Source organism: Streptomyces sp. LUP47B (assembly GCF_001746295.1).
Classification (GTDB): domain Bacteria; phylum Actinomycetota; class Actinomycetes; order Streptomycetales; family Streptomycetaceae; genus Streptomyces.
This window is the reverse complement of record NZ_MJAH01000011.1, coordinates 291946-306294: the sequence shown is the minus strand read 5'-3', so window position 1 is coordinate 306294 and position 14349 is coordinate 291946. Positions and strand designations below refer to the sequence as shown.

Annotated in this window: 13 protein-coding genes; 8 read left to right on the top strand and 5 right to left on the bottom strand. The window is 70.8% G+C overall.

All coding sequences use genetic code 11. The features are described 5' to 3' along the window. The first annotated feature begins 109 nt into the window (after positions 1-109). Complete coding sequence (locus tag BFN33_RS31505) at positions 110-694, top strand: 2'-5' RNA ligase family protein (RefSeq protein ID WP_069763547.1); 585 nt, start codon at positions 110-112, stop codon at positions 692-694. 6 nt (positions 695-700) lie between these two features. On the opposite strand, the gene BFN33_RS31500 is transcribed toward BFN33_RS31505, so the two are convergent. Together BFN33_RS31500 and BFN33_RS31495 are read right to left on the bottom strand one after the other, a co-directional pair. Continuing rightward, positions 701-1456 (bottom strand): decaprenylphospho-beta-D-erythro-pentofuranosid-2-ulose 2-reductase, encoded by a 756-nt coding sequence (locus tag BFN33_RS31500; protein WP_069763546.1) that lies wholly within the window; start codon positions 1454-1456, stop codon positions 701-703. Positions 1457-1484: 28 nt separating this feature from the next. Continuing rightward, a complete protein-coding gene (locus tag BFN33_RS31495; protein WP_069763545.1) occupies positions 1485-2867 on the bottom strand; it encodes an FAD-binding oxidoreductase in 1383 nt (460 codons plus the stop codon). Between the two features lie 156 nt (positions 2868-3023). On the opposite strand from BFN33_RS31495, the gene BFN33_RS31490 reads away from it, so the two are divergent. Beyond that, positions 3024-3935, top strand: a complete 912-nt coding sequence (locus BFN33_RS31490) for a YihY/virulence factor BrkB family protein (protein ID WP_069763544.1) — start codon at positions 3024-3026, stop codon at positions 3933-3935. Here BFN33_RS31490 and BFN33_RS31485 read toward each other — a convergent pair. After that, the gene (locus BFN33_RS31485; RefSeq protein WP_069763543.1) at positions 3880-5199 is read right to left on the bottom strand and encodes a D-alanyl-D-alanine carboxypeptidase family protein; all 1320 of its coding nucleotides are present in this window, start codon (positions 5197-5199) and stop codon (positions 3880-3882) included. The two genes, BFN33_RS31490 and BFN33_RS31485, sit on opposite strands and share 56 nt — an antisense overlap. Positions 5200-5290: 91 nt before the next feature. Between BFN33_RS31485 and BFN33_RS54660 the strand changes: the two genes are divergently transcribed. The 5 genes from BFN33_RS54660 (at position 5291) to BFN33_RS31460 (ending at position 9582) form a co-directional block, all read left to right on the top strand. Further along, positions 5291-5551: an SCO4848 family membrane protein gene (locus tag BFN33_RS54660; protein ID WP_007384221.1), complete on the top strand. Its 261-nt coding sequence runs from the start codon at positions 5291-5293 to the stop codon at positions 5549-5551. A gap of 6 nt (positions 5552-5557) precedes the next feature. Then, a complete protein-coding gene (locus tag BFN33_RS31475) occupies positions 5558-6865 on the top strand; it encodes a metallophosphoesterase (protein ID WP_069763542.1) in 1308 nt (435 codons plus the stop codon). A gap of 98 nt (positions 6866-6963) precedes the next feature. Beyond that, complete coding sequence (locus BFN33_RS31470; protein WP_069763541.1) at positions 6964-7308, top strand: hypothetical protein; 345 nt, start codon at positions 6964-6966, stop codon at positions 7306-7308. Between the two features lie 179 nt (positions 7309-7487). Next, positions 7488-9041: an ABC transporter substrate-binding protein gene (locus BFN33_RS31465; protein WP_069763540.1), complete on the top strand. Its 1554-nt coding sequence runs from the start codon at positions 7488-7490 to the stop codon at positions 9039-9041. A 142-nt stretch (positions 9042-9183) separates the two neighbouring features. After that, positions 9184-9582 carry an ATP-binding protein gene (locus BFN33_RS31460; protein ID WP_069763539.1) on the top strand — a complete coding sequence of 133 codons (399 nt, stop codon included), beginning with the start codon at positions 9184-9186 and terminating at the stop codon, positions 9580-9582. Between the two features lie 18 nt (positions 9583-9600). Here BFN33_RS31460 and BFN33_RS31455 read toward each other — a convergent pair whose 3' ends face one another. Together BFN33_RS31455 and BFN33_RS31450 are read right to left on the bottom strand one after the other, a co-directional pair. Continuing rightward, on the bottom strand, positions 9601-11061 hold the full coding sequence (locus tag BFN33_RS31455; RefSeq protein ID WP_069763538.1) for a cell wall metabolism sensor histidine kinase WalK: 1461 nt from the start codon (positions 11059-11061) through the stop codon (positions 9601-9603). After that, the gene (locus tag BFN33_RS31450; RefSeq protein ID WP_069763537.1) at positions 11058-11771 is read right to left on the bottom strand and encodes a response regulator transcription factor; all 714 of its coding nucleotides are present in this window, start codon (positions 11769-11771) and stop codon (positions 11058-11060) included. Before BFN33_RS31450 ends, BFN33_RS31455 begins: the two co-directional genes overlap by 4 nt. Positions 11772-11936: 165 nt before the next feature. Between BFN33_RS31450 and BFN33_RS31445 the strand changes: the two genes are divergently transcribed. Beyond that, positions 11937-14345 (top strand): MMPL family transporter, encoded by a 2409-nt coding sequence (locus tag BFN33_RS31445; RefSeq protein ID WP_069763589.1) that lies wholly within the window; start codon positions 11937-11939, stop codon positions 14343-14345. Positions 14346-14349 lie beyond the last annotated feature (4 nt).

Below are 14349 nucleotides of genomic sequence, written 5' to 3'. Positions count from 1 at the left end.
GCACATCACTACGCCTGCGCCTGCCCACAGCACAGCCGTGGCCGTACAGTCGATAGCCGGACGGCTGGGAACGAATCCGACAGGACGACGGGGAAGAACAGGAGACGACGTGGGGACCGTAACGATCGGTGTGTCGATCGCGGTCCCGGAGCCTCACGGCAGCCTGCTCCAGGAGCGGCGCGCGGGCTTCGGCGACGCCGCGGCTCACGCCATCGCCACCCATGTCACCCTGCTGCCGCCCACAGAGGTCGCGGACACCGCGCTGCCCGCCATCGAGGCCCACCTCGCCGAGGTCGCCGCGACGGGCCGGCCCTTCCCCATGAAGCTGTCCGGCACCGGCACCTTCCGGCCGCTGTCACCCGTCGTGTACGTCCGGGTCGCCCAGGGTGCCGAGGCCTGCACCTGGCTCCAGAAGCAGGTCCGTGACGCCTCGGGGCCGGTCGCGCGGGAACTCCAGTTCCCCTATCACCCGCACGTCACGGTGGCCCACGGCATCGACGAGGCCGCCATGGACCGCGCCTTCGAGGAACTCGCCGAGTTCGAGGCCGAGTGGCCGTGCACCGGATTCGCGCTCTACGAGCAGGGCGCCGACGGGGTGTGGCGCAAGCTGCGCGAGTTCCCTTTCGGTCGCTCGACCGTGCCGCCCCAGGCGGCCCGCGTCGACCGCGGCTCCCTGCCCACAAGCCAGCTGTAACCACGGTTACAGCGGCAGCAGCCGGAACACCGCCCGCGGCAGATGCCGCATCGCCGCCATCACCACCCGCAGCGCCCCCGGCACCCACACCGTCTCCGAGCGGCGCCGCAGGCCCAGCTCGATCGCCGTCGCGACGGCCTCCGGGGTGGTCGCGAGGAGCGCCCCCTCCAGACCGGCCGTCATCCTCGAGCGGACGAATCCGGGACGTACGACCATGACGTGCACGCCCGTGCCGTGCAGGGCGTCCCCCAGCCCCTGGGCGAAGACGTCGAGGCCGGCCTTGCTGGAGCCGTAGATGAAGTCGGCGCGGCGGGCGCGCTCGCCGGCCACGGAGGAGAGCACGACGAGCGAGCCGTGCCCCTGGGTCTGCAACGCGCGCGCGGACACCAGGCCTGCCGAGACGGCGCCCGTGTAGTTGGTCTGCGCGACCCGCACCGCCGCGACCGGGTCGCGCTCGTCGTGGGCCTGGTCGCCGAGGATCCCGAAGGCGAGCAGCACCATGTCGATGTCGGCCTCGGCGAACACCTTGCCGAGCACCGTCTCGTGGGAATCGGGGTGCAGCGCGTCGAAGGCGACGGTGTGGACCTCGGCCCCCAGAGAGCGCAATTGCGTGGCGGCCGCCTCCAGGGCCGGTGACGGGCGCCCCGCCAGCCACACCGTGCGGGTGCGGCGGACGACGAGGCGGCGGACGGTGGCCAGGGCGATCTCGGACGTACCGCCGAGGACGAGCAGGGACTGGGGAATGCCGAAGGCGTCCTTCACGAACAGCTCCTTGGAGGGCCTGGGATCTTCAGAGGGCTTGGAGGGTCAGACGGCGGGACAGGTCCGAGGTGAACACCCCGTGCGGGTCCAGCTCGGCGCGCAGCGCACGGAAGTCGTCGAGGCGCGGGTACATCGCGGTGAGCAGTTCCGGCCGCAGACGGGAGTCCTGGGCCAGGCAGACCCGCCCGCCTGCCATGGCCACCTCCTCGTCCAGTTCGTCGAGGAGGGCGCAGAGACCGGGCAGGCCGGCCGGGATGTCCAGAGCCAGGGTCCAGCCGGGCACCGGGAAGGAGAGCCATCCGGGGTCGGCGTCCCCGAACCGCTTGAGCACGGCGAGAAGGGACGGGCATCGCCGCTCGGAGACCCGCCGCACGATCCGGCGCAGGGTGTCGTCCTGGTCCTGTCCGACGACGAACTGGTAGTGCACGAGGCCGCCGCGGCCGTAGATCCGGTTCCAGTGGGGCACACCGTCGAGGGGGTGGAAGAACGCGGAGATCCCCTGCAGCCGGCCGGTACGCGCGCGGGGCGCCGTCCGGTACCGGAGCTCGTTGAACAGCCCCACGCTCGTGCGGTGGAGAAGTCCCTCGGGGAGGAAGCGGGGCGGGGCCGGGAAGCGCGGGGTCCCGAACGTCAACGGGTCTCTCCGCGCGCGTGTGCTCCTGGCGAGCGGCCCCGGTGTCTCCAGCGCTTCCAGCGGCGCGTGGTCGCCCCGCGTGAGAACCGCCCGCCCCGTCGCGGCCCCGCGGGCCAGCAGGTCGACCCAGGCGGCCGAGTAGCGGTACTGGTGATCGGTCGCCGTCAGACGGGCCATCAGGTCGTCGAGGTCGCGCGCGCGTTCCGTGTCCACCGACATCAGGGACGTCTCGACCGGCTGGAGCTGGACCGTCGCGGTGAGGATCATCCCGGTCAGACCCATGCCGCCGGTGGTCGCGTCGAACAGAGGTGTGCCGCGGCGCACGGTGCGGATCTCGCCGTCGGCGGTGAGCAGTTCGAAGGACAGCACATGGCGGGAGAAGGAGCCGGACACATGGTGGTTCCTGCCGTGGACGTCCGTGCCGATCGCACCGCCGACGGTGACGTACCGGGTGCCGGGCGTCACCGGCACGAACCAGCCGAGCGGCAGCAGCACCTCCATCAGCCCGTTCAGGGAGACGCCCGCGTCGCACAGCACGGTGCCGCCTTCGGCGTCGATCGCGTGGATCCGGTTCAGGCCGGTCATGTCGAACACCGCGCCGCCTGCGTTCTGTGCCGCGTCCCCGTACGCCCGTCCCAGGCCCCTCGGGATGCCGCCACGGGCCCCGCAGCCCCGGACGGCGGCCACGGCCTCCTCGTAGCTCCGTGGACGGATCAAACAGGCCGCGGTGGGGGCGGTGCGCCCCCATCCCGTGACGGGAACGGTGTCGGCAGACATGCCGGTGACCGTATCGCCGCTATAGGGACAATTTGATCTCAAACTTCATGCCTCTACCCGGAATGGGTGATTAATGGGCGCGCCCCCGCCCGACGCCGTCCCGCGTTTTCGGGGTACTCACACATCGGTCTTCCACGCGGAGGGCAAGATCCGATCATGGACTGGCTGAAGAGACTCCCCGTCGTCGGGCCGCTCTGGGTGCGCCTGACGGCCACGCACGCGTGGCGGTCGTACGAACGGCTGGACCGGGTGAAGTGGACTCGGCTGGCCGCGGCGATGACGTTCACCAGCTTCGTCGCGCTGTTCCCGCTGCTCACCGTGGCGGCGGCGATCGCGGCCGCCACGCTCAGCACGAAGCAGCAGGACGACCTCCAGGACAAGATCGCCGATCAGGTGCCCGGCATCTCCGAGCAGCTGAACATCGGCGGCCTGGTACAGAACGCGGGCACCGTCGGCCTCATCGCCGCCGCCGCCCTGCTGTTCACCGGCATCGGCTGGGCCGGCTCGATGCGCGAGTGTCTGCGCGCGGTGTGGGAGCTGCCCGACGAGGAAGAGAACCCGATCCTGCGCAAGGGCAAGGACCTGGGCATCCTGGTCGGATTCGGCGGCGCCGTCCTGGTCACGCTCGCCATCTCCACCGTCGCCTCGGCGCTGGTCGACTGGATCAGCGGGGAGCTGGGCCTTCAGGAGGGCGGCGCGGGCCGGGTCCTGCTGCGTGTCGTCGCGTTCGTCATCGCCGTACTCGCCGACTTCCTGCTCCTGTTGTACGTCCTGACCCTGCTGCCGGGGGTCGAGCCGACGCGCCGCCGGCTGTTCGTCGCCGCGCTGACCGGCGCGATCGGCTTCGAACTGCTGAAGCTGCTGCTGAGCGGCTATATCCAGGGCGTGGCGACGAAGAGCATGTATGGCGCGTTCGGCGTCCCCGTCGCCCTGCTGCTGTGGATCAACTTCACGGCGAAGCTGGTGCTGTTCTGCGCCGCGTGGACGGCGACGGGGAGCAAGGAGCAGGAGCTCACGGACGAGAAGAGCGACGACGTACCAGATCCGGCAGCGGCCAGCGGCGGTTGACGAGGAACGCGGCGCCCGCGAGCAGCACAAGGAGGCCGCCGGAGATCGCGAGGGCGGTGCCCATGCCGCGGGAGCCGTGGTCGGCCGTGGCGGCCGCGGCGTGCTTCGCCGAGTCCCCGGAGCCCGCCGAGTCCCCGGAGCCGCCGGATCCACCCCCGGCCTCCCCGGCCTCCCCCTGGCCGCTGGACTGCGCGGCGCCCTTGGGCGGCACCAGCTCACCCACCGGCTGGACCTTGCCGGCCGCCTTGAAGCCCCAGTCGAAGAGCTTCGCGGTCTCCTTGTAGACCTCGTTGTGCCCTTCCTTCGACGGGTTCATGACGGTGACGAGCAGCACCCTGCCATTGCGCTCGGCGACACCGGTGAAGGTGGCGCCGGCGTTGGTGGTGTTGCCGTTCTTCACACCTGCGATGCCCTGGTACTGCGAGATGTCGTAGTCGCCGCTCAGCAGTCGGTTGGTGTTCTGGATCTCGAAGGGCTTGCGGACGACCTTGCCCTTCTTGTCCTTCTTGGTCTCGCCGGGGAACTTCGCGGTGACCGTCGAGCAGTACTCGCGGAAATCCTTCTTCTGCAGGCCGGAACGGGCGAACAGGGTCAGGTCGTAGGCGGAGGAGACCTGGCCGGGGGCGTCGTAGCCGTCGGGGCTGACCACATGCGTGTCGAGGGCCTGGAGCTCCTCGGCGTGCTCGTTCATCTCCGTGACGGTCTTGGCGACGCCCTTGTTCATCGCGGACAGGACGTGCACGGCGTCGTTGCCGGAGCGAAGGAAGACACCGAGCCACAGATCGTGGACCGTGTACGTCTCGCCCTCCTTTATCCCGACCAGGCTGGAACCGGCGCCCATGCCCGCGAGGTCGGAGGGGACGACCTTGTGCTTCTCGGTCTTGGCGAACTTCGGCAGCACGGTGTCCGCGAAGAGCATCTTCATGGTGCTCGCCGGGGGCAGCCGCCAGTGCGCGTTGTGTGCGGCGAGCACATCGCCGGACTCGGCGTCCGTGACGATCCAGGAGCGCGCGGTGATGTCCTTGGGCAGCACCGGAACGCCGCTCGCGAGATTGACCTGCGTGCCCGCCTGGCCGAGCCGTGAGCCGCCCACGGTCGACATGTTCGCCGGGGGAGTGGCGCTGGGGGACGCACTCGGGGACGTGCTCGGTGACGGGCCGGGAGCCGCGAGAGCGACCGGCGCGGTCAGCGCGAGGGACGACAGGGCGGCGGCGGAGGTGACCAGCAGGGATCGCCCGGCGGTCTTCTTGTGGGGTGCGGACACGCTCAGGAACGTACATGGCGCGGAGGGTGAAGTCCCAGCACCCTCCCCACCCCGGCCGTCGAACCGGCCAACGGCCCGCGATACTGGACCCATGAAGCTCAGCCGCCCCGTCTCCTGGTTCCTGCTCGCCTTCGGGGTGTGGAGCTGGATCATCTGGATCACTTTCGTCAAGAACCTCGTCAAGGACGCCAGCGGGCTCGCGTTCGACGACGCGGGCGACCCGACGGGGTACTTCTGGGTGCACCTGCTGCTGGCCGTCGTCTCCTTCGTATTGGGGACGGTCGTCGGGCTCATCGGGTTGCGTGGAGTGCGCGCACTGCGCCGGAACTCACAGCCGACCCCCGAGAGTTAGCAGACCGTGGTCATCGTCTTCGCACTGCTCGCCCTGGCCGTCCTCGTCACGGCCAACTGGTACCTGTGGCGCCGCCTGTTCCGCGACACCACCGACGGCCCCGGCCGGGCCCGCCGCGTGGGCGCGGTGCTCATCGGCGGCGGCTGGGTGCTGGCGGTCGGTGCCCTGGTCGCGGAGCGCACCGGCGCCCCCTTCTGGCTCCAGCGTGTGCTCGCGTGGCCCGGCTTCCTGTGGCTGGCGCTGTCGATCTACCTGCTGCTCGCGGTCGTGGCGGGAGAGGTCGTACGACCCCTGCTGCGACGTTTCCTCGAACGCCGGGACCGGCGCGGCGAGCCCGCCGTGACCGCCGTACCGCACCCGGAGCGGGTACCGGCGGGAGCACCTGCCGAGAAGCCGCAGGAGCCCGGGAGCCCGCCCCGGGAACCCGGGAAGGACGGACCGGCGTCCGGGGAGCCGTCGGAGCCCGGCGGCGCCACCCTCGTCGGCGCCCCCTCCCGCCGCCTCTTCGTCTCCCGGGTCGTCGCCGGAGCCGCCGCCGCGGCCGCCGTGGGAACCGTCGGCTACGGCACGTACGGCGTCCTGCGCGGGCCCGGGGTCAAGCGGGTCACCGTGCCGCTGGCGAAGCTCCCGCGCGCGGCGCACGGCTACCGGATCGCGGTGGTCAGCGACATCCACCTGAGCCCGGTGCTCGGCCGTGGCTTCGCCCAGAAGGTCGTCGACACCATCAACTCCACCCGGCCCGACCTGATCGCGGTCGTCGGCGACCTGGTCGACGGCAGTGTGAAGGACCTCGGCCCGGCGGCAGCCCCCCTCGCGCGGCTCGAGGCACGACACGGCTCGTTCTTCGTCACCGGCAACCACGAGTACTTCTCCGGCGCCGAGCAGTGGGTCGAGGAGGTACGGCGGCTCGGTCTGCGTCCGCTGGAGAACGACCGTACGGAACTGGCGTGGTTCGATCTCGCCGGCGTCAACGACATCGCGGGCGAGAGTGAGGGCCAGGGCCCCGACTTCGCCAAGGCCCTCGGCGACCGGGACACGGCACGCGCGTGCGTGCTCCTCGCCCACCAGCCGGTCCAGATCCACGACGCCGTCGACCACGCCGTCGACCTCCAGCTCTCCGGCCACACCCACGGCGGCCAGCTCTGGCCCGGCAACCTCCTCGCGAAGGCCGCGAACCCGACCGTCGCCGGTCTGGAGCGCTACGGCGACACTCAGCTCTACGTCAGCCGCGGCGCCGGCGCCTGGGGCCCGCCCACGCGCGTGGGCGCCCCGTCGGACATCACGGTGATCGAACTGGCGTCGAAGCAGGCCTGAACAGCGGCCCGGACCGTCGTGCTGCTGTGCCCGGTGCGGGAGTCGGCGTACTTTGACCACGACGGCCCTCCCGGGGCCGGCCGGGGGAGGGTTCGCGCATGATGTCCGACACGTCCCTCCGGCGCCTCGCCCGCAGCAGGCCGGTTCTGTTCGCCCTGTACGAGACCCTGCTCACCGGTGGCTGCGCGCTGTTCTGGTACGCGGTCGCCGGATTGCTGTATCTGGAGAACGCGGCTCACGACCCCTGGGATCCCGACTACCCACCCGCGCGGCAGTTCTTCCTCCTCGCCTGCGTGTCCGCGCTCTCCCTGCCGGTCACCTGGCTGCTGAGAGGCGTTCCGGTCCCGTGGCTGCGGCGGATCGTGGACCGGGCGATCATGGCGCGGGCCGTCGCGTCGGTCCTGGTGTGCGCCGCGGCGGTCGCCTGCGCGACCGTCCGTTGATCGCCGGCCGGAGATCCTGTGGGAACTCTGTGAAACATGGCCGAAACCCCTTGCGGTAACGTCTTGCCCAACTCGACAAATCCCTCTTCCCCCAGCTGAAACACCTGTGATTAGGTGATCCGCGCCACTAGGGGGTGGCATGTGCACTGGGACCCATGGGGTCCGGGGAGGGCAAACCGATGCGGTCGGTTCGCGTGCGGATTCTCGCGACGCTTCTTGTTCTGGGGGTCGTGGGAGTTGGCGGCTGGCAGTTGCTCCCGTCCGAAGGGACGGGCAGGACGATCAAGGTGGGGACGACGGACGAAGTCACCTCCCTCGATCCGGCCGGAGCCTATGACGCCGGCTCCTGGGCGCTGTTCAACAACGTTTTCCAGTCACTGCTGGCCTTCGAGCCGGGCAGTGCCACTCCCGTGCCCGACGCGGCCGAGAGCTGTGGGTTCGAGGGCAGTGATCTGCGCACGTACCGCTGCGTGCTGCGCGAGGGCCTCACGTTCCCGAGCGGCCGCGAGATGACCGCCAAGGACGTCAAGTACTCCTTCGACCGGGTCAAGAAGATCAACTCGGATGTCGGCCCGGCCTCGCTGCTGAGCACCCTGCAGTCGGTCGGTGCCAGCGGCCGGACGATCACCTTCCGGCTGTCCTCGCCCGACGCCACCTTCCCGTTCAAGGTGGCCACGGGAGCCGGTGTCATCGTCGACAGCACGAAGTACCCCGCGAATTCACTGCGCACCGACAACGGCGTCGACGGCACCGGGCCGTACGAACTGACGGCGTATACGAAGGGCAAGAAGGCGGTCCTCGCGCCCAACGGCGACTACAAGGGTGAGATCAAGAGCACCGGCCGCCCCGTCGAACTCGACTACTACGGCAACTCGAACAAGCTGAACAGCGCCTGGAAGGCGAAGCGGATCGACGTCGCCTACCGCCAGTTGCCGCCCAATGTCCTCGCCGGACTGAACCCGAGCGACCCCGGCCAGCGCGTCTCGGAGGCCGACAGCTCCGAGGTCCGCAACCTCTACCTCGACACCCGCGCGGGCAAGCCCCTGCACGACCCCAAGGTGCGTCAGGCCATGGCCTGGCTGATCAACCGCGAGCAGCTGGCCGCCTCGGTGTACGACGGGACCGTCGACCCGCTCTACTCGCTGATCCCGACCGGTATCACCGGCCACACCACGTCGTTCTTCGACACCTATGCGGAGCCGAGCGTCAAGAAGGCGCGTGCCCTGCTCACCGAGGCCGGCGTGACCACCCCGGTCAGCTTCACCTACGGCTACGGCCTCACCAGCGGTTCAGCCGCCGCGGAGGCCAAGGAGCTCAAGAAGCAGCTTGAGGCGAGCGGCCTGTTCAAGGTGACGCTCAAGGGCTACGAGTGGACCGACTTCCAGAAGCGCTGGGCGACCGGGAAGCTGGACGCCTACGCGGTGGGCTGGGTGGCCGACTACCCCGACCCGGACACGTACGGCTCCCCGCTCGTGGGCACCGACGGCACCATGAACACCGGCTACAGCAGCCACGAGGTCGACCATCTGATTCAGGACAGTCAGCGGTACGCCGACCGCGGCGAGGCAGGGCAGGACTTCCGCGACCTCCAGGCGGACATCGCCCGCGATGTCCCGGTCATCCCGCTGTGGCAGGCCAAGGACTACGTCGTGACCAGCGAGGACGTCGGTGGCGGCCAGTACCTCTCGGACGGCACCGGAGTCTTCCGCCTCTGGCGCCTCAGCTGGATCTGATGTCGGCGTCCTGGATCTGATCCCGACGTCATCGCGCCGTTTCCGACGCATTCCCGTGGAACCGACATTCGCCCGAGTGACGCCGGGCAGCCACTCAACGCAGCACCGTGTGACGGAGGTGTGCGCGGGGTGAGGAGCAAACGTGTTGAGACGCAACTCCTTCCGGCTGCCCCGGCATCCGGCTTCCGTCGGTCTCGCCCGGCGGCGGGTCCGGGACCACCTGGCCGACTGGGGCCACGGACCCGACGATCCGGCGCTGGCCGACGTGGTGCTGCTGGTCTCGGAACTGGCCACCGATGTGGTGCGCCACGGGCCGCTCCTGGAGCGGGAGTTCGAGGTCGCGGTGACCGCCCTCGCGGACGGCTCCTGCCTGATAGAGGTCTCCGACGAGGACCGACTGGAACCCCGGCTGCGAGCGGTCGGCGAGGGCGAGGAGACCGGCCGCGGTCTGCGTCTGGTGGAGAACATCGCCACCGCGTGGGGGGTGTGGAGCCGGGGGCGGCACGGCAAGACCGTGTGGGCCCTGCTCATGGCCGACTGAGCGGACGTACGCGTGGGGTCACTGACCCGCGGACACCCGCGCCGGCAGGCTGACCGTGACCGCCAGCCCCTCGCCCGGGGCCGTGCGGACCGCCACCTCGCCGCCGTGGGCCCGCACGACGCCCTGGACGATCGCCAGACCGAGGCCGCTGCCCGCGCCGCCGCCGACCCGGAAGAACCGGTCGAAGACGCGCGCCGCGTCGTCCGCGTGCAGCCCCGGGCCCTCGTCCGCGACACACAGCCGTACGACCCCGTCCTCGCGCTCCACCCCCAGCCGCACCGGCACCTCGGCGGGTGTGTGCGTGCGCACGTTGGCCACCAGGTTGCCCAGGACCTGTCTGAGCCCCGACTCGTCGGCCCGCACCAGCAGCGAGCCTTCGGCGGCGACCTCGACGGGCCGGCCGGGCTGCTGCACCCGCAGATCCTCGGCCGCGTCCCGCACCAGCCGGCTCAGGTCGACGTTCCTGAACCGCAGTTCGGGCTGCTGGTCGAGGCGGGCGAGGGTGAGCAGCTCGTCGACGAGCCGCCCCATCCGGTCGGTCTCCGCGAGCACCCGGGCCCAGGCGCGCTTGCGGTCGTCCGGGTCGGACAGCATGCCCTTGTCGTACAGCTGGAGATAGCCGCGTATCGCGGACAGCGGGGTGCGCAGCTCGTGCGAGGCGTCGGCGACGAAGCTGCGCAGCTGGGCCGCGCTGTGCTCGCGCGTGCGGTACGCCGACTCGACCTGGTGGAGCATGGAGTTGAGGGCGACCCGCAGCTGCTCGACCTCCAGGGTGGCCTCGCGGCTGGAGGGGACGCGCCGGGTCAGATCGCCCTCGGCGATCGCCGACGAGGTCTCCACCATGTCCTCCAGCGGCCGCATCCGGCGCCGGACGCTGAACATCGTCAGACAGGCCAACAGCGCGAGCAGCAGGGTGCCGATCGCGAGGTCGAGCCGGACGGCCTTGGCGACGCCCTGGTGCAGGACGTCGGTGGGCGCGGCGAGCAGGGCGTAGGAGCCGTCGCCGAGCCGGGCCGCCGTGGCGCGGTAGGCCGATCCGCCCAGAGTGACGTCGTGCGGCTCGGAGTCGGCGGCGAGCGCGCGCGGGTCGCCTGCCGCCTCCGCCAGGCCCTGCTGGGCCTCGGTCGGATCGAAGCCGAGGATCCTGACCGGCTCGCCCCGGCGGTCGACGACCGCGAAGACGGTCTCCGTCGAGCGCTCGTCGCTCGACTCCTGCTGGGTCGGCATGAGCCGGTCGCGCACGAAGCCCAGCATGCTCAGCGAGTCGATCTCCCGCAGGGTGATCTGTGAACCGCCCAGGGAGTCCCGGGTCTTGAGGAGTTCGCTGTCGATCTGGTCGAGCAGGTAGTACCGCATGCCCATCACGCTCACGGCGGTCGCGGCGACGATGCCGATCGCGAGCAGCGCCACATTGGCCAGCGTCAGCTTGCCGCGCAGCGAATGGATGCCGTGTCGGCCACGCGGCAGGCGGACCTTCATGCGAGCCCGTACCCGACACCCCGCCGGGTGGTGATCACCGGCGGTCCCAGGGCGTCCAGCTTGCGCCGCAGATAGCTGATGTAGGTCTCGACGACGGTCGACTCGGGCGGGGTGTGCTCGTACTGCCAGACATGCCGAAGGAGTTGCTCCTTGGGCACGATCCGGCCGCCGTTGCGCACCAGGAAGCGCAGGAGCGCGTACTCGGTGGGGGTGAGCTGGACCGTGCGGCCGTCGCGGTGCACGGAGTACGTCGTCTCGTCCAGCTCCAGGTCGCCGTAGCGCAGGGGCGGGCGCTGGGGCAGGACGTCGGCCGGGCGGGTGCGGCGCAGGACCGCGGTGATCCTGGCGACGACCTCGTCGATGTTGAACGGCTTGGTGATGTAGTCGTCGCCGAAGCCGAGCGCGCCGACGATCTCGGCGGGAGCGTCCCGCGCGGTGAGGAAGACGAGGGCCAGATCGGGCCGCCGCTCGCGCAGTTCACGGCCGAGGGCGCGGCCGTCGCCGTCGGGCAGCATGACGTCGAGCAGGGCCGCGTCCGGGCGGGTGCGGTCGGTGAGCGCGAGCGCCTCACGGACGGAGCCGGCGACCATCACCTCGAACCGGTGGTAGCGCAGGGCGATCGCGAGCACGTCGGCGATGCTCTCCTCGTCCTCCACCACCAGCACGGTGCCCGGACTCTTCGTCTCTCCCTCAGCGCTGCCCCCAGTCATGCCCCCAGTATCGACGGGCCCACTGACAACCGCGCGGCTTCGCTGCTTTGGAGTTCCTTGTGAGTCATGGCGTGCCGCCCCCACGCGCGCGCGGCGCCACCGAATCTGTTGCGCAGGACCTGGGGGACCAACCGACCGAGTAAGGAGCTGTTGAGCGTGGCGGCATTGGCACGGTGGTGTTACCGGCACCGGCTGGTGGTCCTGTTGCTGTGGGTGGGGGCGTTGTTCGGCCTGGGCTTTTCGGCCTCGACGGCGGGCACGGACTACGCGAACGTCTTCTCCCTCCCGAACACGGACTCCAAGCGCGCGTACGACCTGATGGAGAAGGCCTTCCCGCAGAGCGCGGGCGACACCGACACGGTGGTGTGGAAGGTCGACGAGGGCTCGGTACGGGACCAGGCCGTACGGTCCCGGATCCAGCCCGCACTCGACAAGATCGCCGGCATGAAGGGCGTCGGCGGCGTGACCAGCCCCTACAAGGCAGACGCGGCCCAGGTCAGCGGCGACGGGCGGATCGCCTACGCCCAGATCACCTTCACCGACCAGGCGAACGCCGTCCCCAAGGAGCTGGTCCAGGACGTCGTCGACACCGCGCAGGGCGCCGAACGCGCCGGACTGCAGGTCGAGTTGGGCGGTCAGGCGATCCAGCGGGTGCAGGAACCGCCCACCGGCCTCGCGGAGATGGTCGGCATCGTGGCGGCGGCCGTCGTACTGTTCCTGGCCTTCGGCTCGTTCTTCGCGATGCTGCTGCCGCTCGCCGTCGCCATCTTCGGTGTCGGCATGGGCCTGTTCTCGACGCAGCTGCTCAGCCACGGCACCGACATCCCTGACCTGGCCCCGCTGCTGGCCACCCTCATCGGCCTCGGTGTCGGCATCGACTACGCCCTGTTCATCGTCACCCGGCACCGCAAGGGCATCCTGCGCGGCATGGACCCGGAGGAGTCGGTGGTCACCGCCCTCAACACCTCGGGTCGCGCGGTGCTGTTCGCGGGCGGCACGGTGTGCATCGCGCTCGCCGGGATGCTGGTGACGAACCTGCGCTTCCTGGACGGCGTGGTCATCGGCACCTCGCTGACCGTGGTGCTGAGTGTCCTCGCGGCCACCACCCTGCTGCCGGCGCTGCTCGGCTTCCTCGGCAAGCGGGTGCTCAGCCGCCGGCAGCGGCGCAGGCTCGCCGCCGCCGGGCCCGAGCCGGAGCGGACGAGCGGACTGGCCGCCCGCTGGTCGGCGGGCGTGCAGAAGCGCCCGCGCCGGATCGCCGTGCTCGCCCTCGCCGTCATGGCCGTCCTCGCGCTGCCGGTGCTGTCACTGCGCCTCGGCGCGACGGACCAGGGCAACGACGACACCACGACGACCACCAGGAAGGCGTACGACCTGCTCGCCGAGGGCTTCGGCCCCGGCTTCAACGGACCGCTCCAGGTGGTCACCGACGGCGGCGACAGCTCCGCTCTGGTCAAGGGCATCCAGGGCACGGACGGGGTCGCCCGGGTCGCCGCGCTGCCGCCCGCGCGGGGCGTGACGGTGATCCAGGTCGTCCCGACCACGTCACCGCAGTCCGAGGAGACCGACCAGCTCATCGACACCCTGCGGGACAAGGTGATCCCGCAGGCCGGGGTGCAGGCCCACGTGGGCGGCGTCACGGCGGTCTCCAAGGACTTCGCGACGGTCACCGGCGACCGCCTCCCGCTCTTCATCGCGACCATCATCGGCCTCGGCTTCCTGCTCCTGCTGATCGCCTTCCGCTCCCTGGTGGTGCCGCTGACGGCCGCGGTGATGAACCTGATCGCGGCGGCCGCCTCCTTCGGCGTCCTCGTGGCGGTCTTCCAGTGGGGCTGGGGACTCGACCTGCTGAGCCTCGGCAAGGAGGGCCCGATCAACGCCTTCCTGCCGGTCATCATGCTGTCCCTGCTGTTCGGCCTCTCGATGGACTACCAGGTGTTCCTGGTCAGCCGCATGCACGAGGAATGGGTCCACACCAGGGACAACGCCCGCGCGGTCCGTGTGGGCCTGGCCGAGACCAGCCGCGTGATCAACTCCGCGGCTCTGATCATGGTCTGCGTGTTCCTGGCCTTCGTCCTGAGCGGCGACTCAGGGGCCGCGATGGCGGGCGTGGGCCTCGCGGCCGCCGTGGCCCTGGACGCCTTCATCCTGCGCACGGCCCTGGTGCCGGCCGCGATGCATCTGCTCGGGGACTCCAACTGGTGGCTGCCCAAGGGGCTGGAGAAGCGGCTGCCGCATCTCGCGGTGGAGCCGAAGGAGGAGGCACCTCCGGCGACGGCGGTTCCCTCGGGCGGCGGCCCGTCGTCGGCCGTCCACGGCTTCGTCCGTACGGCGGAAGGGGAGCCCGTGGAGGGCGCGGCCGTCTCGCTGCTGTCGGCCGGGGGCCGTCAGCTGGACCGGGTGGAGTCGCTGGCCGACGGCTCGTACATCGTCTCGGTCCCGGCCCCCGGGACGTACCTGCTGTCGACCACGGCTCCGGCGTACGGCTCGCGCGCGCGGCACGTCGTCGTGGGGGAGGGGCCACTGGTGTACGACGTCGAACTGGTCGAGGGCGAGGTCGACGCCGTCAACTGACGTG